The following is a 21,348-nucleotide window of genomic DNA, read 5'->3' as shown; positions in this document are numbered from 1 at the left end:
CGCGCAGGTGGTTGGCGCGCTGCGGGCCGCTACGCGATCCTGCGGGCGCCCGGAGCAGCGCAGCGAGGAGTGGAACCGGTACCTCGACACGTGGCTCGGTGGCGAGGATGGCTCCCTGTACACCTCTGCCACCACGGAAAGTGAGGCCGGCGTTGAACAGAAACAGGCCGAGCGGGAACACACAGGACGGCGCTCGACACCGGCACACTCGTCGACGCCGCCGGCGCCGTGGTCCTTGCCACCGCAGACCTCGCGCCGTTCAGCCTTTGGCCGTTCCGGCGATTGCGAGGTCAACGAAGATGATCACACAGACTGTCGTTCGGGTAGGGCTCCTCCCCGTGGTGCTCGGGCTCACGGCGTTCGCTGCGGGCTGCTCCGGCGGCGATGGCCAGGCCAGCCCTGGCACGAACGGCGATGGAGCCTCGGGCGGCAGCTCGGCGGTCGAATGGGGAAGCTGCCCAAGCGACTTCATCTCCGAGTGCGCCACGGTCGCCCTGCCGCTCGATCCATCGAAGCCTGACGGCGCGACGCTGCCCGTCTTCGTCTCGCGCCACCTCGCGCCGGGCGGCGCGGCGAAGGCGCAGGTCTGGCTCCTGCAAGGCGGCCCCGGCGACTCCGGCAACATGTTCACGGGCTTCATCGAGCAGCTATGGGAGCGCGTGATGCCCGACGTGGACTGGTACGTGCTCGAGCACCGCGGCGTCGGGCTCTCGAGCCGCCTCGAATGCCCGGTCCAGGAGGACCCGAGCTCGGAGGACGGGGCGGAGATCAGCGCGAGCGAGTGGCCCGCCTGCATCCAGGCGTTGAAGGCGCAGCGGGGCGACGATCTCGCGCACTTCACGACGTCAGCCGACGCCGACGATCTCGCGCGCCTCATCGAGCGGACGCGCGAGCACGGCAAGAAGGTGATCCTTTACGGCGCCTCGTACGGGACGGCGCGCGCGCTGCGTTTCTTGCAGAAATACCCCGAGGCGGTCGACGCCGTGATCCTCGACTCGATCGTATCGCCGGGCGCGCAGTACCTGTCCTTGTACGATACGCAGTTCGATCCCGTGATAAAGGACATGTCCGCGATCTGCGCCGCCGATCCGGTCTGCGGGGCGAAGCTCGGGCCCGATCCCTGGGCGAAGCTCGACGCGCTCTTCGGCAAGCTCACGAAGGGGCACTGCTCGGAGCTCGGCGCCGACGTCGCGCTGTTCGCGTCGATCGCCCCGGCCTTCGCGCAGATGCGCAGCCTGCGGACGCACCTCTTCCCGCTCGCTTACCGCATCGACCGCTGCGAGGCGGGCGACGTGCAGGTGGTCGGCCAGTACATGCAGGCGCTGCGCGGATCCTCCTCGCAGGCCGACGGCGGCGAGCCGCGGGAATCGGCCGTCCTGGCGACGCACGTGGCCCTCTCCGAGCTGTGGGAGGAACCGGCCCCGACCTCGGCCGAGCTCCAGGCGCGCTGCGATGCGCAGCACTTCTGCCCGGGGGCAGCGCTGGAGATCGGCCATCTCTACGATGCCTGGCCGCGATATCCGCACGACCAGTTCTGGAACGAATGGCCGCGCTCCTCCGCGCCCATCCTGGCGATGAACGGCCTGCTCGACCCGCAGACGCCCGTCGGCCCGGCGGCGCTGGTGGCCGACAGGCTGACCGCGCCCCACCAGACGTTCGTGGCGGTGCCCTGGAGCCCGCACGTGGTCACGATGGAGTCCCCCGTGAAGACCGCCGATGCGGCGCCCTGCGGCACGCAGATGATGGCGAAGTTCATCGCGGATCCGGAGGCCCCTGTCGACACGACCTGCCTCGACGACCTCGTGCCCGTCACGTGGGACGAGGATCCGGCGGTCGCCGAGATGCTCTTCGGCACGAAGGATATGTGGGAGAACACGGCTTCGCGCGCCCCCGCGCCGAGGAAGGTGGCGCCGGTCGACTGGGCGTCCCTCGCGCGCCTCGCGCGTGAAAGGAGCCTCCGCGTCGAGCGCTGACCCGTACATCCCATGAACGAAAAGAAGCGAGCGCCGGCAGGCGATTGCGCGGGCTGATGCTCCGAACCCTCCGGCGGCACGGGCATCTCGAGATCGAGCACGACGTCGAGGAGGACGACGAGCCCGAGGCAGCGCTCTGTGCCTCCGCCTTCTCGGGACGAGAGCCGCGCCACACGTCGTCGCCCCGCAATGGCTCCGCGGGCTCTCGCCGTCTTCTCCGAGCGCGCTCGCGTACGACAAGCCGCTGTGCGCTGCGCTCGATGGCTTCACCTTGCACGCAGCGACGCGCGCCGGTGCGCACCATGCCGCGGCGAGGGAGGCGCTGCTGCGTTACGTGCTGCGACCCCCGATCGCAAAGGAGCGCGTCGAGCCGCAGCAGGACGGCCTGGTGCAGCTCTCGCTCAAGCGCGCCTTCGCTGACGGGACTGTCGCGGTGGACATGGATCCGCTCTCGCTCCTGTGCCGCCTCGCGGCCAGCGTCCCGCCGCCGCGCTTTCCCACCGTCAAGTACGCGGGCGTGCTCGCCTCGGCGAGTCGCCCACGTTGGCGCGCAAGCGCATCGGACCGCGCCCTGCCATCACGATGCTCGCGGTCCCACCCTTTCGCTCTGCCGCGCTACGCTTCCTCGCGCTGCGATCCGGCTTGATTTGCCTACGCGCAAGCACCACCTGTCCGTCGACTGCGACAAGGTCATCCTGTATTGCAGCGCTGACTTCACCTCGCGGCGCGGCGTCGGCCCCGGCAGCATCTCCCACCACCCCGCGGGCGTTCCACACGGGCCGCACCCGGGCGCGTACGAGGCGAGCCTGGGGAGCCGCGGGACGAGCGAGCTCGCGGTCATGCTCGACACGATCCGCCCGCTCTCGGCCACCGCAGACGCCATCGAGGTGGAGGACCCGGGCTACCAGGACAGCTTCATCGCAAGTCCAGGATCGGGGCCCGGCAGCGCATGACCGCGCGGCGGGGTTCGAGCCGCCGGACGAAGGAGAGCTCACGAAGGGGGCGTACGTGCGGCTCCAGCCGCTGCGCGGCGCGGGCGAGATCGAGGTGGCGCCGCCCTCGTTGCTGCTCGACGTCGAGGGCGAGGAGCTGGCGACGAAGCTCGTCCAGCGCTTCGTGGTCGAGCGGAACGGCTCGGTGAGGGAGCGGCTGTGGCGGCTCGCCTACAGCCCCGACGACCCGCTCGACGACGCCGAGGCGCCGGTCGAGCGCGACGTCTGCTGGCTGGGCCACATCCCCGAGACCATCTGGCAGCTCGTGCGCGACAACGTCCTGCGTTGCCTGTAGCCTCGATCCGCTCGCCCCTCCCGTGGCCAGCGCCGGGCTGCGTGGTCGCCGGCGCCTGCTCGCCGAGCGCGCGAGGCCGGAGCGAGGGGCGGCGGGACAGTCCGGGTTACGAAGACGATGGAACACGATGCACGGGAGAACGCGGAGGAGCTGCGGCGTCGCGTCGACGAGCTGACGCGGTCGCTCGCGGAGCACCAGCAGACCGTGGCGCGGCTGGCGGAGACCGAGCAGCGGCTGTCCCGCTTCGTGGACGCCTCGCCGGACGTCATCGCCATCAGCGAGCAGGGGATCCTCGTCGAGGTGAACGCTCGCGTCGAGGATCTCATGGGGTATCAGGCCCACGAGATGATCGGCCGGAGCGCTCTGGATTTCGCGGCGCCCGAGGACCGGCACATCGTGATCGATCACGTCCGCTCCGGGAGCGAGGTGACGTACGAGCACCACATCCTCCGGAAAGACGGCTCCCGGTTCTTCGCGGAGGTCCGCGGCCGGAAGGTCCCCTATCAGGGCCGGTCGGTGAGGGTCTCGATCATCCGGGACATCACCGACCGGAGGCGGGCGGAGGAGGCGACCCGCGTCGCGCTCGTGCAGCGGGAAGCGCTCCTCGCCCAGCAGGCGATGGTGGCGCAGCTCTCGACGCCGCTGCTGCCGATCACCGACGACACGCTGATCCTCCCGCTCATCGGCGCGGTGAGCCCGGAGCGGGCGAGCGCCGTGATCGAGGTCCTCTCGCGCGGCGTCGCCGAGAGGCGCGCGCGGGTCGCCATCCTGGACATCACGGGCGTGCCCGACGTGGACGAGCAGGTCGCCGACGCCTTGCTGCGCGCCACGCGGGCCGTCCGCCTCCTCGGGGCGCGGGCGATCCTCACCGGGATCCGCCCGGAGGTCGCCCAGCACATCGTCCGCGCCGGCATGGATCTGACCGGGATCACGACGTGCGGCACCCTGCAGCAGGGCGTCGCCGACGCCCTGCGTCGGCGCTGACCCGCGCTCAGGCGCCAGCTCCGTCGCAGGCCGAGCCCCCCAGCGCCTCGCATCGAGTCGATACCACCGGAGGTGCTGCTCAACGGCCTCGATCACTTCGAGCGTGTGGGTGTCGAGGCAAGAGGTGGCGTCGGAGCGCCATGGCTCCCGCGCCTGCCGCGGCAACATGGCTCGTTGGCAGTACGAGGACTCATGACGCGATGCTCGTGCTGCGTAATTCCCCTCTGAGCTCCCTCATGAGCTGGGAGGCGAGGTCGCGCTCGGCCGGAGTGAGCCCCAGATACATATACGCCAAGGAGATCTGATCGGGGGAGTAGCAGCGGATATGCGGATTGAAGATGGACGCGAGCTTCATCACCGCCCGCACGACAATGCTCTGAGTCACCACCGCGAGCGGCGGAGGGTTGGGATAGCCCTGACGTGCCACCACCTCCATGGCCTTACGCTGCCGCCCATCAGGGGATCCACCATCGGTCCACACCAAGACCCTCAGATTGGGAATGTTCACGTTCTCACGCACGTGATTGAGATAGATGTTCCACTCAAGATCCGTAGGCGCACACTCGTTGTGCACGACCACGGAGAGACGGTCCTGAGTCTTCCAGGCCAGGTTCTTCCCCATAGGGTCTATTTTCCCATAAACTCGGGTACTTTGTCGAGCCAGTAGGGTACAGTCGTACGGTAACATGCCTTCCGCTTGGTGCGACGTCGCGGTAATCCCAGGTGTTTCAGGCGTGGAAGACCTGCCTGATCGCACAAGGCCCGTTCTGTCAATGATCTCGTACAGTCGGACTGCACGAGCCAGGAACGGCTCCGGGAATCTTGACGTTGCGGAACGCGTTCCTAAGAAGCTCCTGCCGCAACCTGTCCCTCGACGAGCGTCAGGCCCAGCGCATCCGCCCGTCGGCGGAGATTGGCGATCGATCGTTGCCGGTAGCGCTCTTCGTAGTCGTTCGCGCCCGGGTCGACGTAGGCCGAGCCGTGCCGCAGGGTGTTGTAGAAAAGTACGGCGATCTTGCGGGCCGTGGCCGTTATGGCCTTCGCTTTGCCGATACGCGCGGCGAGTCGCCGGAAGAACGCCCCGAGCCCTGTGCTCGTTCGACTCACCGAGACCGCTGCAAGGCGCAGCATGGCCGCTGCACGATTCGCCGATGGGCGCGTGCGGGAGCTGAGTACCTTGCCGCCCGAAATCTTGGTGCCCGGTGCGAGCGTCAACCACGACGTGAAGTGCTTTACGGTCGGCCAGCGCGTCATGTCGGTACCGCACTCCGCCACGATCCGCAGCGCCGAAGACGGGCCGAGGCCGTTGATCTGTGTCAGGTCGACGCCGAGCATCGCATGCAGCAGGGCATGGACGTCGAAACGCGGTTCATTCCTCTGGACCTTGCGTGAGCGCGGAGGAGGTGGTGGCGCGGCAGTCTCCTTCTGTGGCAACGCGCGAACGGTTCGCTCGATCTCGGCATCGCAGTCCTGCAATTGGGCTTGGTAGGTGTCGTAGAGCTCGACAGCCTGCCGAAGAGCGAAGACGTGCTCCGGCCGGTAATTGCCCGTCATCGCCTCGCAGATCGTCTCGACCGATGCTTTGCAGCGCACGTCACGGTGAGCCGCCAGCACTTCGGGATCACGCTCCCCACCAATAATCGCCCGCAAGATCTTCAGGCCGGTGACGCCCGTGATATCACTGACCACATGGTGCAACTGCAGGTTCATCTGCATCAGCGCCTTCTGCATGTGCTGCGCGTGCGACGCGGCGTACTCGATCAGCCGTTCGCGGTGCCGGAGGTAGGCACGAAGCGCGACGATCGCCGCGCCAGGACGGAAGCTCGCTCGCAGCAGGCCATAGCTGTGCAACTGCTGGATCCACTGCGCATCGTTCACGTCCGTCTTGCGACCCGGCACGTTCTTCGCGTCGCGCGCGTTGACGAGCACGACCTCGAGACCGCGCGCCTCCAGGATCTCAAGTACCGGAACCCAATAAATTCCTGTCGATTCCATGGCAACGGTGGTGATGCCCAGGCTCACGAGCCAGTCGGCCAACTGGTTCAGGTCGGCGGTGAAGCTCCTGAACGACCGGACGGGCTCCGCGTCGAGGTCTGGTGAAACGGCCACCAGATGGACCCTCGATCCGATGTCGATGCCAGCGGCCCGACGATGGATCGGGGTCAGCGCTGCCGGCGTGCGAGTCCCCTTGGTTTTGTTGCTCGCCATGAGTGCCTCCACAAGTGGGTCGGAAGGTGAGAGTGCACGTCAGAACACTTTCCTAAACGGGATCGCGCGAAGCGTCACCACTGCCAAGTCCATAGCAGTCCCTGGACCATGTTTTTTACGGGATTGAGGTCGCCAAAAAGTTACCGGCCGCTCCCTTCCGAGCCCGCCGACAGCCTTATGCGTACTTGAGCTTCTCGTCTACAGGTGGGGCGCCGCCCTAGATGGTTTTTTTGGAGATCGATGAGCTTCTCAGCGAGCGCGAGCTTCTCCTCGAGCCGCGCGGAGCGCTTCTCGAGCTCGGCGATGCGCCGGTCCTTGGCGTCCTGCTTCGGCTTGCGGCCGGGCTTGCGCCCCGCGAGAGCCTCGCTGCCGTGGAGGGCGAGCTGCTTGCGCCACGCCGTCAGGAGGGAGCTGTAGATGCCCTCGCGGCGCAGCAGCGCCTCGATGTCGCCGCGCTGGGTGCATGCGGCCGCCTCGCGAACGATGCGCAGCTTCTCCGCCGCCGAGAACTTCCGCCTCTTGCCCGGCTTCGGCACAGTCTCGACGGCGGCGCCACTCGGGCGTGGAGCAGCGCCCTGCGCCGCTGGGGCGGGGGTAGGATCGACGGATCGGAGATGGGAAGGCTTCGGCACGGGTCAGGTCCATTCTCCGCCCTCTCACCACAGATTTCCAGGGGAAGCCTGTCTCACCCGACGTTGGCACAGAGGGCCTCTGGGGAGGGCGTCGCTGTGACGGCGGGGATTGGTCGTACGAGGGCTCATTCGAAGGGCCGGATCACCCGACGATCATCGCGCCGCCGAGGGGGATCCCGCTGCGGATCCTCGGGGAGGAGGGGGCGGCGCTCGCGGGGAACGACGCGACGTCGGTGATCGCCGGCGTGCGCGTCGTGGCGGCGGACGCCTCGGCGCGCGATGGCAAGTCGTCGATCGGGATGGTTCTGAGCACGGGGGCCAGGGCGAGCGTGCGGGAGAGCGTCATTCTCGCGGGCGACGGCAAAGACGGGGAGCCGGGAGAGGACGCGGACACCGAGCGGGCGCCGGACGGCCTGGTGGGGAACGACGGCGTGGACGCCTGCACCACGGACGCCGCCGTGGGCGCCCTTCCGGTGGCCAACATGTGCGACGACGGCATCGAGTCGACGGGCGGATACGGCGGCGACGGCGGGCTTAAAGGCGGTGGCGATGGCACGCGAGGACAGCCCGAGCCCGCGGAAAATCCCGAGGGCAAAGGCCTTGGAGGAACCGGGGCCAACAGCATGAGGTGCGAAGACGGGACAGACGGCGCGGAGGGCGCCGACCGTGGTCGCGGCGGCGGCGCGACGGGTGAAGGGTACCTCAACATCGATGGATGGATCGGCGTCCGGGGTGAAGACGGTAAGAAGGGCGGCGCCGGCCAAGGAGGGGGCGGCGGAGGTGGCAGCAAGTCGCGCGGGCCCATGTATGCATGTCCGACAAGCCGCCCTCAACGTGGTGCGGCCGGCGGCTCGGGGGGAAGCGGGGGCTGCGGCGGCGACGGCGGCAAGGGTGGCGGCTATGGCGGCGCGAGCATCGCCATCGTCGCACTGGAGGACACCAAGCTGGAACTCGCGGCGACGCTGGTTGTCGCGGGCAACGGCGGCAGGGGCGGGGTGGGCGGAACGGGCCAACTAGGCGGTATGGGTCAACCGGGAGGCCAAGGGGGCTTGGGTTATGGTACTACTGGCATGTGGAAAGCGTGTGACGGCGGCGACGGAGGGACCGGCGGCCGCGGCGGTGATGCCGGTGGTGGGCTCGGCGGCGCTTCCGTCGGCATCGCGTACGTGGTCCCCAATCTGGCCCTCCTGCCCGGCACGACCATCGAGATCGGGAACGCCGGAGAAGGTGGTCCCGCAGGAAACGCCAGCCTAGACGACGAGGTGGGCAAAGGCCGGTTCGGCCCGTTGGGTCCAATCTATCGTTTCGGTGCGGCAAACGAGCTGCCCCGTTGAGTCGCTCACGGTGGCGCGGCCGTCGAGGAGTGCCGATGATGTCAAGTTCCACGATCTTCCAGCTCCTTGTTCTCCCGCTCGTCGCTGCCGGTTGCGGCACCGCGCCAGCGGTGAACACGCCCAGCGAGCCGGTCCCAGAGCCGGTATGCATCGAGCAGCTTGCCGGGGGTCAGGTGATCGATGGCTGCGGTGTGTTCGTCAATGGCCCGTTTTTCGGCGGTGACGACGCGAACCCCGGCACGAAGGACAGGCCAGTTCGTTCGGTGCAGCGCGGGATCGAGCTCGCACGCACCGGGCGCGGTCGCGTGTTCGTAACCAACGACGGCTTTGACGAGTCCGTCACGCTGCCCTCCGGCGTGGATATCTATGGAGGCTTCCAAGTCCTCGGATGGGCACGCCGGCCGGACGACACGACCAAGATCGTTCCCCGCGACGGCAGGCGCATCGTGATGATCGTCGAGCCAGCGGGCGCGGGCGACACCGGGACCGCGGATGGAGTCTCGACGATCGACCACATGACCCTCCTCAGCGGAACCCATGTCGGGGTGCTCGTTCGGTCAGGCGCGGCAGTGGAGTTCGTCCGGAGCGAGCTTCGCGCTTCCCTTGGGTGGCGGGGCAGCGATGGGGAAGCGTGGGAGTACCCGAACCGAGCAGCGACTGGCCCCGACGGCCTATACGGTGGGGACGCGTGCTCTGCCGCCACTGTCGCCGGGGGGGTCGATCCACGGCCGAGCAATGTCCTAGCGCTTTGGCGGGGACGCTTGCTTCTGGAAAACGTGCGGGCGAGCGTGCGCGAGCGAGAAAAATCGCGGGGTGGAGGCAATGAGCATGGGCGAAAGATCCAGACCGAGGCGACGGAGGACGATCCTTGCGGTCGCTGTGGCCGCCCTGGCGCTCGGCGCGGCAGGGGCCGGGTGCTTGTGGAAGTTCGGGGACGACACGTTCGGGAGCTTCTGTGCGGCGGCGGTGGGCGGCGAGGAGCACTGCGTGGGCGAGAATCAGGGGCCAGGCGCCGCGTGGGCCCAGGCCGAGAACGACGGCGCTCTGCCCATCGAGGTGTGGGCCACATGGCCGAACAACAAGACGCCGGAGGAGATCGTCGCGAGCGAGTACTCGCTCGGCGTCTGGTTCGGCCACATCGACGAGGCTATCGCGTACGTGCGCGACGACGCGAGGAACGCCGAGTCCCTGCGGGCGACGCTCGCGGGCAAGCTCGCCTGGCTGCTCGACGAGGCGAGGGACCGCCAGAGGGTGCTGCTCGCGGAGGCGCCGGTCGACGCCCCGGGCAACTTCAAGAAAGCAATGATCGACAAGGCCAGCGCCGAGCGGGAGCCGCTCGCCGCCGCGCTCGCGGCCGACAGGCAGGCCATGGCGGCCGTGCAGGCGGTCTTCGACCAGGCCCGGAGCGACGTCGCGCCGCTGCGATCGAAATACGCGGGCGTCGCGGCGCGCTTCGCCGCGTACCGCGCGACCGAGGCGGCGGAGACGGCGGCGTACGCGGCGCTCTCGGCGCAGGCCTCGCGGTCGGACATCGACGGCCTCGACGGCGTGGAGCAGGCGGTGCTCGCGACGGCGCGCGACGCGAGCCGCTCGCCCGGCGAGCTCACCGCGGAGATCCTGAGGTCGTCGGCGACGCTCCAGGTCTTCGCGGCCTCCTTCGATGAGGCGATGGCGCCGCACAGGGAGCTGCTCGCGACGCACGGCGCGGTGCTGCCGGACATGACGTCGGGCGCGCTGCGCTCGCTGAACGCGATGCTGGGTTACGTGAAGGGTCGCGTCGCCCGGAGCGACGCGACCGCGGCGGCGCTGCTCGGCGGCATCGCGCTGCGCCGGCAGGCGCTCCGCGTGCTGCAGATGGACGAGGGGGCGCGCGAGGCGATCGCAGGGGAGCGGACGCGCAAGGCGTCGGACGCCTTCGAGCAGCGTGCGCGCGCGCAGGTCGCGGCGCTGTCGGCGGCGCCGCCGGTGAGCGAGAAGCTCGGGCTGCCGCTCTTGGCCGAGCGGTGCGGCGAGCTCCTGGCGCTGGCGCAGCTGCGACCGCTCTGCGAGGCGGCGGGGTCGTCCTGGCGCGAGGCTGGGTGCGCAGAGCTTCGAGGAAGGTTCGACGCCGCGGAGGCCGAGCTCAGGACGGGGGTGCCGCAGAAGATCGCGGCGGGTCTCGCGGCGCTGCGGGAGAAGGGCATGGCCGCGGCGGAGCTCGACGCGGCTCAGGCGAGGCTCGACGCGGGGGACGTGAAGGGCGCCGCGATCGCGTATGACGCCGCCGTGCGCGGCGCGGAGGGGACATGAGAGGCTGCAAGGACGTTGCGCTGCGCGGCCGGAGCGCCGCAGTGTTCCAGAGGCTCGTCGCGCTGGTCGCGGTGCTGGCGGTGGTGGCGCCCTCGTTCGCGTGGGCCGGCACGCCGTACAGGCTGGACTGGGTTAGCACGGAATCCAGCGCGTCGTGCGAGGCCCCTTTCCTCGCTCACAACGGAGGGACGTACTTCCATGTGAACGACACGCCGCTCCCCACCTACGAGGTTCCGGACACGCTGGTGACCCACGATGACGGCTCGCAAAGCCACCAGGCGGAGGCGGAGTTCGACTCGGTGCTGCTCCGGTTCGGAGCGAACGACTTCCACTTCGGTGTGCGGAACGCTGGCGGTGACGACTGGTGCACCGACGCGCACGAGCTTGTGAGCCTCGTCTCGGAGCCGCTCGGCCTGAACAAGCCGCTCTTCCATGTGCGGCGCAGCGGGACGGCGTTCTCCGGCGCCACGACCCTCGACCTGAGCCTCGCGGAGGTCAACCCGGCGCTGGCGCGCGACATCGAGATCCTGCTGGCCGAGATCGCCAAGGAGCGCGCGGCGCTCGTGGCGAACGCACGGGCGGTGGGCCTGCTGGCGGAGAAGCTGGACCTGCTCCAGCAGCTCGACACCGAGCTTAAGGACCTGGTCAGCCGGCCGCTGGACGAGATCTCGCGGACCGACCTCGAGGCGATCCTGGACCGGTACAAGGACGCGGTCGCGCCGGAGACGCGCGCGGCAATGGAGCAGCTCGTCGACGACCTGAAGCAGAGCGTCAGCGATCTCGAGGACGAGCTCGCGCGGCTGATGGACGAGTTCGGCGCGCAGGCCGACGAGGTGGCGGACCTGGCGACGAAAGACGCGCGCGCCGAGGGGTGGGACCCGGACGACCCGCAAGCGTACGCCCTCGGGGAGAGCGAGGTGCCGTGGGTCGAGGTGCCGGACATCGCGGGGGTCGACGGGGCGTTCGACGAAGGGAGGGATCCCTACGCAGCGTATGCGGATGCGGTGCTCGCGGCGCTGGAGGCGGACGTGAGCGGCCGGGTGGTGGTCTTCCGGGCGGACTTCGTGGCGAACGTGCGGGCGTGGCGGGCCAACAGCGCGGCGCTGGAGATCGCGCTGCGCGACCGGATGGGGGTGTCGCTGGCGGAGACCAACGCGTTCCTGAAGGCGCAGAACCGGATCACGGGGTTCGTGCGGCAGTTCATGGATGCGTCGGACTGGTTCGAGGACTCGCCCGTGCCTGCCGACCTGCGGGCGCAGGTGGACACGGTGCTCAAGCCGAGGTTCGATGCGCTCGCGGACCAGATGAAGGACAGCCTGAACCAGTGGACGGGGGACGGGCTCGACCTGGAGCAGACGCAGCTCTACCAGACGATCAGCGCGTTCGCGGGGGCGATGTCGACGGTCAGCGAGGGGTTCGAGGCGTACGCGGAGGTGATGCAAACGCTGGTGCACGCGACGACGCGCATCGGGGTGGGGTTCGTGCCGGTGGTCGGGCCGACGCTCGACCTGTGCGAGGCCGTGACGGGCAAGGAGTGGTGCCTGCCGGCCGGGCGAGAGTTGAGCGATGAGGAGCGGATCTTCTCGGGGCTGGGCTTCGGGCTCGGGGCGGTCGGGCACATCTGGCACGGCGTTGCTGCCGCCGGCGCGCTACCGCCGCGTGGGATCCGGATCGCTGGGGAGATCGCAAAGGTCGATAAGGTCGTTGTCAAGGGGTTCGAGGTATGGAGGCTCCGCGGGTTCAAGACGCTGAAAGGGCACGTCACGGAAGCCGGGTTCAACACCTTCGAGAAAACGGCGATCAGCTTCATGACCCGCGACGAGCGGGCGCTCCTCGGCGTCGGCGACGGCGGCGTGCGTAAGATGCTCGACCTTCCAGACGAGTCGCTCCCCGGCATGTCCGGTGGGAAGGCTCCTGACTTCGTGACAGTGTCCCGCGGGCAGAAGCTGATCGTGAGCGAAGTGAAAGGGGGCAACCCGGTTGAGCTAGACGATGTGTTCAAGCAGTTGTCGAACGGGATGGAGGGGCTACGGAACAAGGGGGTCGCGGGGGATGTCGAGCAGGTCGAGCTCATCGTGACGCGCGGTGCGAAATTCAAGCCGGAAAAAACGTATAGTGTCAAGGACGGGTACCTCTTCAACACGACGACGCGCAAGAAGGTGACCCTGAAAGGATTCAATCACCCCATCAAGGTGACCCAGCTATGAGCGAATCAGGACCGTCGTTCTTCGCCTGGTGTGACGCGGCAGAGACGCTCGACGCGTTCCTGGCGGCGCTGCCGGCGCTCATGTATCCAGGGACTCGTATTAGCATGTTGACAGACGATGGCCTATTCTACACGTCCTCCATGGACGAGGCGGTTGCGATGATCCGCACCCAGTTTGCCGCAGGTCCTTCGGCTGGAGCAAGCGTCGACGTCATGCTGAGCGCCACCAAACGCCTCTTCGGTTGCAGCGGTGACTGCTACACCGAAGAGGCCGGCCGTGACATTTCGGCCGGCCCCATCCACATGACCACGTGCGACCAGGAAGGCTTCCTCTGCTCGTATCTCGAGCTCGCCTGGGGCAGGGGCCCGCGCTCGATCGAGGCCGAGGCCGCGGTCGCATGGCACCTGCTCCGGGACGATCTCGTGGACCTCCTGCTCCGCCTCTGCGCGCCGGACGCGAGCGGTCGCATCCGGACCGGCGCATGCGCGAACGCAGGAGACTGGATCGCACCGGTGCGCATGTGCGCGACGTACAACGCGGACGCCCGAGACATCGCGCGCGATCTCGCCCTCTCGTGGCTACAGCGCCACGACAAGGAGATGGTATCGCGCAACGCGGGCCTGTCGCTGGAAGCGCTCCGCGCGCGGGTCGAAGCCGCGCCGGCCGGGGCGCGCGTCCCGCTCAAGGGCGGAAGCGAGCGCGCGCACGCGCTCTCCCGCGAGACCGTCCTCAAGGCGCTGGCAACGCCGCCCTCCGCCCTGCTGGAGGCGCTCGAGGCCGCGGCGGCGCCCGACGAGGCGTGGCGCGCCGCCGAGCCGCGCGCGAGAGAGATCCTGGCGCTGACGAGCCAGATCGCGGAGACGGGCGAAGGCCCGCCCACGTGGCAGGTGCACACGGACACGCGCGCCCACGTCCGCTTCCTTCGAAAGCACGCGCCTTTTCACGTGCGCCGCCTCGCGGGCGGCGGCGTGGTCCTGGCGACCCACCCGTTCCGCTCGCTCTGGCCACTCTGGGTCGACGCGCTCTTCTCGCTCGGCCTGATGCCCTGACCCAGCAACCTCATGTGGGTGAACCAAGGATGAAACCAGGGCCGTACTTCTTCGCCTGGTGTGACGAGGCAGAGCGGGTCGACGCGTTCGCGGCGGCGCTGCCGGCGCTCGTCATCCCAGGGATGTATATCAGCGTGACGATGGGCTCCGACGTGGATCGCACCGTGAACTTCGTGGACGAGGCGGTCGCGATGATCCGCGCCCACTTCGGACGCACCGATGCCGAAACCTACTTCGCCATGGAGCTCGACGACCAGCGCTCATTCTATGGCCACTATCGCTGCTTCACCGGCAAGAGCGAACGTCTCAAGCCGATGGGCCCCATCCACATGGTCCCTGCAGCAGTGGCGAACATTCTCCCGCTGGATTTGTACCTAGCCCTGGGCAGCGGACCGCGCTCCGTGGATGCGGAAGCCGAGCTCACGTGGCACATCGTTCTGGACGACCTCGAGAACCTGCTGCTCCGCCTCTGCGCGCCCGACGCGAGCAGGCGCGTCTCGACCGGCGGCTGCACGAGCGCGTGGACCTGGCTCGCGCCGGTCTCGATGTGCGCGACGTACAACGCGGACGCCCGCGACATCGCGCGCGATCTGGCCCTGTCGTGGGTCAGCCTCCACGACAAAGAAAAGGTCTCGTTGATCGCGGGCATGTCGCTGGAGGCGCTGCACGCGCGTATCGACGCCGCGCCGGCCGGGGCGCGCGTGGTTCCGACGGACAAGAGCGGGCGCTCGATCCCGCTCTCCCGCGAGACCGTCCTCAAGGCGCTGGCCATGCCGGGCTCCGCCCTGATCGAGGCGCTCATCGCCGCGGCGGACGTGCCCGACGAGGCGTGGCGCGCCGCGGAGCCGCGCGCCGAGGAGATCCACAACCTGACGCTGCAGGCCAGGGCGCGCGGTGAGGGGTTCACCCGCGGCGGCGGGTCCCTCACCTGGGTGGAATTGACGGGCGAGCACGTCTACTTCCTCGTGGATCACGCCCGGTTCCACGTCCGGCGCCTCCCGAACGGTGGCATCTTGCTGGCGACCCACCCCTACCGCACGCTCTGGCCGCTCTGGTCGGATGCCCTCTTCGCGCTCGGCCTGATGCCCTAATGAATAGGCGTTTGCAGGACTGCGCCGGGACCTCGCCGCCGCTGCTGCTCAGGCGCAGTCCCGCAAACGCCTATTCATTGGGCCCGCGTTGGGCCACGCCGGCGAGCTGCCCGGCCGCGAATCAGACAGAACCGATTGAAATCATTGATATTTCTTCCGCCTCCGCCGCGTCGTCTCAGAAATCCTGGCGGGATTCCTGGCGCGCGGCCCTAGCGATCGCTCAGCGGCTCCTTGTCGCGCGCGTCCGCGGCGAGGTACTGGCGCAGGTGCCGGCGGAGGGAGACCCGCGTGATCCCGAGCGCGCTCGCCGTGCGGGTCACGTTGCCGTTCTGGGCCGCGTAGACCGCGAGGATGTGGCGGCGCACGGCCTCCCCGAGCGACGCGCTGCCGCGGGCGGGCGGCGACGACCGCGGCGCGCCCGGCGGGCCCGAGCGCGGCGGCGCCGGCGGACGCGCAGCCGCGCCGATCTCCGGCGGCAGGTGCTCCAGATCGAGCGGCGCGCCGTGGGCCCGGAGGAACGCGCGCTCGACGACGCCCCGGAGCTCGCGGACGTTCCCCGGCCAGGGGTACGCCTCGAGCTGCGCGAGCGCGCGCGGGGTGACCCCGGCGCTCGCGAGCCCCGTCGCGCCGCTCTGGCGCTGGAGGAAGTGCTCGACCAGCCTGCGCACGTCGCCGTCGCGCTCGCGCAGCGGGGGGAGCGAGAGCGCGAGCCCACCGACGCGCCGGTGGAGCGCCTCGTGGAACGAGCGCCCGAGGACGCGCGCCGCGAGATCCTGGCTCGTCGCGGCGATGACCCGCACGTCCGCGACCAGCGCCTCCCCGCCGCCGATGCGGCAGAGCGGCTCCCCGTCGAGCACGGCCAGGAGCCGCGGCTGGAGCTCGAGCGGGAGCGCGCCGATCTCGGCGAGGAACAGCGTGCCCCCCCGCGCCAGCTCGAGCAGCCCGGGGCGCGCCGCGGGCCGCCCGTCCGCCCCGGCCGCCACGCCGAAGAGCTCCTCCCGGAGGCGCTCGGCCGGCAGCCGCGCCGCGCTCACCGCGACGAAGGGGCCGCCCGCGCGCGGGCTCGCCGCGTGAAGGCGCCGCGCGCAGAGCTCCTTGCCCGTGCCAGGCTCGCCCGTGATGAGCAGCGGCGCGCGCTCGTGCTCCGCCAGCCGGCGCAGCTGCTCCATCGCGCGCGCCCAGCGCTCCGAGGCGCCGATGAGCCGCACCTCGCTGTCGTCCTCGACCCAGACGACGCGCGTCATCCCGCGGCCGGACGAGCAGAGGTGTTCCGTGCGCCGGGAAGGGGCCGCGCTTTCTTCCACATCGCATCTCCTCGATTCGTGGGCAGACGGCGAGCGGCGCGCCTGCCGTTTTCTGGATTACCGAGCTGTCCTCGGCGCAGGCGGCGACCAGGGATGGGCCGCCGTGAGCGAAAACGGGAACGACGGTGGGAACGACAGATGGACGATGGCGGATGAACGTCGGCCGCGAGGCGGCGACGAACAACGAGGGATGATGGCTGACACATGCCGGGTGATCTCACCCGGTCAGCGACATCGACTCTACCGCGAATCACGGTCTCTTGGAAGGGAGATCCCGACCGGCGGCGGGGGGGGGCGCCGAGAAACTACGTGCTCAAAATTTGTGCGTACGCGCGGACCTGGGTTAGTCGACCCGTGTACCCGAAAGGAGAGACGACGAGATGAGCTCGAAGCGCAAGACCCCGGCCCGCACGAAGACCACCCGGGCCACGAGCCCGGTCGCCTCGGCGCAGCCCGAGAGCGCGGTCTCTGCCCCCGCCGCCGTCGAGACGCCCTCTGCGGCCGTGCAGCGCGCCGCCGAGCGCGCGAGCGCCGGCGCCCCGAAGGCCGCGCCTCCGCGCCCGCGGCTGTCGCGCGAGGAGCGCCACGGTCTGATCGCCAAGCTGGCCTATGGATATGCCGAGAGGGCCGGCTTCCGGAACAACCCCGTTGAAGACTGGCTGAACGCCGAGCGCGAGGTCGACGCGCGGCTCGAGCGCCTCGCCAGCTGAGGTCTCCGCCGCGGCGGCGCGGGCGGCGCGAGGCCGCGTGCCCCTGCGAGCGCGCCCCTGCGAGCCCGACAGGCGCGCTCGCGCGGGCGTGAGCGGCCCCGTCGGCCGGCGAGGGCGGGCCGCGGCCGCGCTCCCGCCGCTCCCGCCGGCCCGGCGGCTGCGCCCGCGGCCTTCGAGGCTCGTAGCCGCGCCGCGAGATGAGTATCCTCGCGCTCCGCGTGGGCGGTGGGCCCACGGTTCGCGATCCACGCGCGCCCCGGCCGCCTGGACCGCGGAGGTCTGCACACCGATACTTGCGCCATGCATTCAGGTCACGTCCTCGCCAACCGCTTCCAGCTGGAACGCCTCGCGGGCTCCGGCGGGATGGGCGCGGTGTGGCGGGCGCTCGACCGGCAGAGCGGCCAGGCGGTCGCGCTCAAGGTGATCTTCAACCAGGGCAGGGAGCACGTCGTGCGCTTCCAGCGCGAGGCGCGCCTGCTCGCCGAGCTCGAGCACCCCGTCGTCGCCCGCTACATCGACCACGGCGTCACGGCGGACGGCCTCTACTACCTCGCGATGGAGTGGCTCGAGGGCGAGGACCTCGGCGCGCGGCTGTCGCGCGGGCCGCTCGGGATCGAGCACAGCCTGCTGCTCGTCGGCCGCGTCGCCGAGGCGCTCGCCGCCGTCCACGCGCGCGGCATCGTGCACCGCGACCTCAAGCCGACCAACGTGTTCCTGCCCGGCGGCGACATCGGGAGCGCGAAGCTCATCGACTTCGGCATCGCGCGCCAGGCCGACGCGACGTACGAGCTCACCCTCACCGGATCGGCGATCGGCACGCCGGCCTACATGGCGCCGGAGCGCGTCCGCGGCGACGTCGACGTCGACGCGCGCGCCGACCTCTACTCGATCGGATGCCTCCTGTTCGAGTGCCTCACCGGACGGTCGCCGTTCGTCGCCCAGCACCCGCTGTCCGTCCTCGCCAAGGTGCTCTTCGAGGCCGCGCCGCGCCCGAGCACCTTCTGCCCGAACATCCCGCCGTCGCTCGATCTGCTCGTGGCCCGGCTGCTCGCCAAGAACCCCGCGGAGCGCCCCGCGGACGCGGGCGAGGTCGCCGCCGAGCTCCGGATGCTGAGCGTCGTCGAGGGCAACATGTCCACGGGCAACGGCCTGCCGACGCCCGCGCTGACGAAGAGCGAGCGCCGGCTCGTCAGCGTCGTGCTCGCCGCCGAGATGAGCGCCGGCAGGCGCGGCCCGCCGTCGGCCCGCCCGCAGGCGATCGCGGGCCCCGAGCGGGCGAGCGACACGATGCTGTCGGGGCACCACGCGACCGTCGTCTCCGGCAGCAAGGACGCGCTGCCCGAGGGCCTGCTCGCGCCGGCGCCGCCGGCGAGGCCCCGGCCCGCCCCGCCGCCGACCACGCCGTTTCACGAGGTCCGGCAGGCCGCGCAGGCGCACGGCGCGGTCCTGGAGGTGCTCGCCGACGGCTCGGTCGCCGCGGTCGTCGCCGGCGCGGGCTCGCCCACCGATCTCGCCGGCAAGGCGGCCCGCTGCGCGCTCTCGATCCACGCGCTCCTGCCCGGGGCGTGGGTGGCGCTGGCGACGGGCTGGGACGTCATCGCCGGGACGCAGGCGGTGGGGCAGGTCATCGACCGCGCGGGCGCGCTGCTCGACGCGCGGGTCCGCCACGCCGCGGAGGATCCGTCCTCGGGCCGGCCGGTGCTCATCGATCAGATGACGGCCGCGCTGCTCGGCGATCGCTTCGAGATCGCGGCGGGCAGCCAGGGCCCCACGCTGCTCGGCGCGCGCGAGCCGCAGGACGGCGGGCGCAAGGTGCTCGGCAAGCTCACGACGTGCGTGGGGCGCGAGCGGGAGCTCCGGGCGCTGGAGGACGTGCTCGACGAGTGCGCGACCGAGGGGGTGGCGCGCGTGGTGCTGGTCACGGCGGGGGCGGGCGTCGGCAAGTCGCGCCTCGCGCACGAGCTGCTCCGGCGGGTCGAGGCGCGCAGCGAGCCGGTCACGGTGTGGCGCGCGCACGGCGATCCGATGTGCGGCGCGGCGCCGCTCGGGCTGCTCGCGCAGACGGTGCGGCGCGCGGCGGGCCTGGTCGACGACGAGCCCGCGGAGGCGCGGCGGGAGAAGCTCGCGGCGCGGGTCGCGCGGCACGTCGGCGAGGCCTCGCGGGAGCGGGTGACGGAGCTGCTCGGCGAGCTGGTCGGGACGCCCTTCCCGGAGAGCCCGGCGCTGCGCGCGGCGCGGCAGGACCGCGCGGTGATGGAGGAGCAGGCGCGGCGCGCGTGGCTCGATTTCCTGCGGGCCGAGTGCGACGCGCGGCCCGTGCTGATCGTGCTGGACGACCTGCACTTCTGCGATCGCGCGACGGTGGAGACGCTCGACGCGGCGCTCCGGTTCCTGCGGCACCAGCCGCTCATGGTGCTGGCGCTGGCGCGCCCCGGGGTGCGCGAGGCGTTCCCGGGCCTGTGGGAGGATCGCGAGGCGACGGAGATGCGGCTCGGGGAGCTGTCGCGCCGCGCGTGCGAGCGGATCGTGCGGGAGGTCCTCGGCGACGCGCCGCCGGAGGCCGAGCTCGCGGCGCTCGTCGACCGGTCGGCGGGGAACGCGTTCTTCCTCGAGGAGCTCGTGCGCGCGACGGCGGACAGGCGGGCGGGGGAGGTGCCGGAGACGGTGCTCGCGATGATGCAGTCGCGGATCGCGGCGCTCGAGCCCGAGGCGCGCCGGGTGCTCCGGGCCGGGGCGGTGATGGGCGAGGTGTTCTGGCGGGGCGGTCTGGAGGCGATGCTCGGCGGGGGCGGGCAGGTGCCGCAGCTCGAGTCGTGGCTCTTGACGCTCGAGAAGCGCGAGTTCCTCGAGCCGCGGCCGGAGTCGATGTTCCGCGGGGAGCCGGAGTTCGCGTTTCGTCACGCGCTCGTGCGGGACGCGGCCTACGAGATGCTGACGGACGCGGACCGGGCGCTCGGCCACTGGCTCGCGGCCGAGTGGCTGGAGCGCGTGGGCGGGGACGATCCGGCGGTGCTCGCGCTCGTCGACTGCCACCTCGGCCGCGCCGTGGACGGGGCGCTCTCGCTCGGGAACGCGGACGGCGCGGCGGGGCACCTGGCGCGCGCGGCGGGGGTCCGCGTGCGCCGCGGCGAGTTCGACGCGGCGATCGCGGCGATGACGCGGGCGTTCGAGCTCTCGGACGTCGCGCGGCGCGATCCCGACGAGCTCGCCCGGTGGGTGGCGATCCTCTCGAAGGCGGTCGGCCACGCGCGCCGCGCGCCGTCGCTGCCGGCGGCGTCGGACCGCATCCTTGGGCGCGTCGATGCGGTCGGCTCGCTGGAGCTCCGGGTGAAGCTGCGCATCGAGCTCGCGCGCGCGCTCGGGGCGACCAACCTGTTCCGGCTGTCGCACGACCTGCTCGACGACGTTGTCGAGATGGCGGTAGGGCGCCGCGAGCTCCTGCAGGAGGCGCTGACGGTCGACGTGGAGGTCTCGTGCCTTCAGGGGCAGCTCGCGCGCGCGCGGCGGGCCGCGCTCGACCTCGCCGCGCTCGGGCCGACGGACGATCCGCGGGCGCTCCAGTCGATCGCGCTGGCGCGGGCTACCTCGGGCGACAGGGCCGGGGCGCTGGAGGCGCTGTCGCGCTGGGAGGCGGCCGCCCCGGGCGATCGGGTCGCGGAGGCGGTGCGGGCGAAGCTGCTCGTGGCGATCGAGCTCTACACGGGGGATTTCCGGGCCGCGGCGGGGGCGTGCGAGCGCGCGATCGCGCTGGACCGGGCGCACGGGCTGCGGTTCGACGGGATTGTGAACCTTCACAACCTGGGCTACGCGTGCGTGCGGCTGGGCGAGCACGAGCGGGCGCGGTCGCTCTTTGCGGAGTCGCTGGAGCGGGCGGACGAGGCGGGGTACGACCGGGTGGCCGCCTCGAACCGGATGTACCTCGCGTACCTGGACGGGGTGGCCGGGGCGGGGGACGCGCGGGAGCGGCTGCAGGCGCTCATCGCGCGGGCGGAGGAGCAGGGCTACTGGCACGACGTGCTGCAGGGCCGCTGGGCGGCGGCGATGCTGCTGAAGAACGCGCGCAATGACGCGCTGGCGCGGCGGGAGTTCGAGGATCTCTTGGAGCTGTCGGTGCGGCTCGGGGATCCGCTGCTGGAGAAGGACGCGCGCGCCTGGCTCGACCGCGTGGACCGGTGAGGGAAGGCGGGGGCGCGGCGGAGCGGTGACGGTAGGCGTCCCATTGGGTCGCCTACGAGCGAGATCGCAAGGCGTGCGTGCGCGCCGCGATACCAATCGGCCTC

The 21,348-nt window shown here is 70.9% G+C and carries 16 protein-coding genes and 1 pseudogene; 12 read left to right on the top strand and 5 right to left on the bottom strand.

Annotated elements, in window-relative coordinates; genetic code table 11:
• Positions 1-299: 299 nt before the first annotated feature.
• The 5 genes and pseudogenes from WME95_RS37175 to WME95_RS37155 all read left to right on the top strand — a co-directional run bounded on the left by WME95_RS37175 (position 300) and on the right by WME95_RS37155 (position 4,244).
• A complete protein-coding gene (locus tag WME95_RS37175) occupies positions 300-1,973 on the top strand; it encodes an alpha/beta fold hydrolase (protein WP_437904057.1) in 1,674 nt (557 codons plus the stop codon).
• A gap of 43 nt (positions 1,974-2,016) precedes the next feature.
• Positions 2,017-2,619, top strand: coding sequence for a transposase (locus tag WME95_RS37170; RefSeq protein ID WP_437911065.1), 603 nt, complete (start codon positions 2,017-2,019; stop codon positions 2,617-2,619).
• 19 nt (positions 2,620-2,638) lie between these two features.
• Positions 2,639-2,926: pseudogene (locus tag WME95_RS37165) on the top strand (homogentisate 1,2-dioxygenase); the annotation flags it as partial.
• Between the two features lie 55 nt (positions 2,927-2,981).
• Positions 2,982-3,260, top strand: a complete 279-nt coding sequence (locus WME95_RS37160; protein ID WP_437904056.1) for a hypothetical protein — start codon at positions 2,982-2,984, stop codon at positions 3,258-3,260.
• Between the two features lie 117 nt (positions 3,261-3,377).
• Positions 3,378-4,244, top strand: coding sequence for a PAS domain S-box protein (locus WME95_RS37155; RefSeq protein ID WP_437717078.1), 867 nt, complete (start codon positions 3,378-3,380; stop codon positions 4,242-4,244).
• Between the two features lie 190 nt (positions 4,245-4,434).
• Here the strand turns inward: WME95_RS37155 and WME95_RS37150 are convergent, their stop codons facing one another.
• The 3 genes from WME95_RS37150 to WME95_RS37140 form a co-directional block, all read right to left on the bottom strand.
• On the bottom strand, positions 4,435-4,866 hold the full coding sequence (locus WME95_RS37150) for a hypothetical protein (protein ID WP_437904055.1): 432 nt from the start codon (positions 4,864-4,866) through the stop codon (positions 4,435-4,437).
• 221 nt (positions 4,867-5,087) lie between these two features.
• Positions 5,088-6,452 (bottom strand): IS110 family transposase, encoded by a 1,365-nt coding sequence (locus tag WME95_RS37145; RefSeq protein ID WP_437904054.1) that lies wholly within the window; start codon positions 6,450-6,452, stop codon positions 5,088-5,090.
• 140 nt (positions 6,453-6,592) lie between these two features.
• Positions 6,593-6,988, bottom strand: a complete 396-nt coding sequence (locus tag WME95_RS37140; protein WP_437904053.1) for a transposase — start codon at positions 6,986-6,988, stop codon at positions 6,593-6,595.
• A 329-nt stretch (positions 6,989-7,317) separates the two neighbouring features.
• Between WME95_RS37140 and WME95_RS37135 the strand changes: the two genes are divergently transcribed.
• Positions 7,318-8,418 carry a hypothetical protein gene (locus WME95_RS37135; protein WP_437904052.1) on the top strand — a complete coding sequence of 367 codons (1,101 nt, stop codon included), beginning with the start codon at positions 7,318-7,320 and terminating at the stop codon, positions 8,416-8,418.
• Positions 8,419-8,459: 41 nt separating this feature from the next.
• Here WME95_RS37135 and WME95_RS37130 read toward each other — a convergent pair whose 3' ends face one another.
• A complete protein-coding gene (locus WME95_RS37130; RefSeq protein ID WP_437904051.1) occupies positions 8,460-8,933 on the bottom strand; it encodes a hypothetical protein in 474 nt (157 codons plus the stop codon).
• Between the two features lie 364 nt (positions 8,934-9,297).
• Between WME95_RS37130 and WME95_RS37125 the strand changes: the two genes are divergently transcribed.
• The 4 genes from WME95_RS37125 to WME95_RS37110 are packed head-to-tail and all read left to right on the top strand — an operon-like array spanning position 9,298 to position 15,054.
• Positions 9,298-10,707, top strand: coding sequence for a hypothetical protein (locus tag WME95_RS37125; protein ID WP_437904050.1), 1,410 nt, complete (start codon positions 9,298-9,300; stop codon positions 10,705-10,707).
• Positions 10,704-12,914, top strand: coding sequence for a hypothetical protein (locus WME95_RS37120; protein ID WP_437904049.1), 2,211 nt, complete (start codon positions 10,704-10,706; stop codon positions 12,912-12,914). The genes WME95_RS37125 and WME95_RS37120 overlap by 4 nt, the downstream gene beginning before the upstream one ends.
• A complete protein-coding gene (locus WME95_RS37115; RefSeq protein WP_437904048.1) occupies positions 12,911-13,963 on the top strand; it encodes a hypothetical protein in 1,053 nt (350 codons plus the stop codon). Before WME95_RS37120 ends, WME95_RS37115 begins: the two co-directional genes overlap by 4 nt.
• A gap of 29 nt (positions 13,964-13,992) precedes the next feature.
• Complete coding sequence (locus WME95_RS37110) at positions 13,993-15,054, top strand: hypothetical protein (protein ID WP_437904047.1); 1,062 nt, start codon at positions 13,993-13,995, stop codon at positions 15,052-15,054.
• Positions 15,055-15,263: 209 nt separating this feature from the next.
• On the opposite strand, the gene WME95_RS37105 is transcribed toward WME95_RS37110, so the two are convergent.
• On the bottom strand, positions 15,264-16,358 hold the full coding sequence (locus tag WME95_RS37105) for a sigma 54-interacting transcriptional regulator (protein WP_437904046.1): 1,095 nt from the start codon (positions 16,356-16,358) through the stop codon (positions 15,264-15,266).
• 380 nt (positions 16,359-16,738) lie between these two features.
• On the opposite strand from WME95_RS37105, the gene WME95_RS37100 reads away from it, so the two are divergent.
• Positions 16,739-17,068 carry a DUF2934 domain-containing protein gene (locus tag WME95_RS37100; RefSeq protein WP_437904045.1) on the top strand — a complete coding sequence of 110 codons (330 nt, stop codon included), beginning with the start codon at positions 16,739-16,741 and terminating at the stop codon, positions 17,066-17,068.
• A 300-nt stretch (positions 17,069-17,368) separates the two neighbouring features.
• Positions 17,369-21,244, top strand: coding sequence for a protein kinase domain-containing protein (locus WME95_RS37095; RefSeq protein WP_437904044.1), 3,876 nt, complete (start codon positions 17,369-17,371; stop codon positions 21,242-21,244).
• Positions 21,245-21,348: the final 104 nt, after the last annotated feature.

Source organism: Sorangium sp. So ce327 (assembly GCF_051530205.1).
Taxonomy (GTDB): domain Bacteria; phylum Myxococcota_A; class Polyangia; order Polyangiales; family Polyangiaceae; genus Sorangium; species Sorangium cellulosum_B.
Note: the sequence above shows the minus strand (reverse complement) of the source record. Positions and strands in the feature narration are given on the sequence as shown.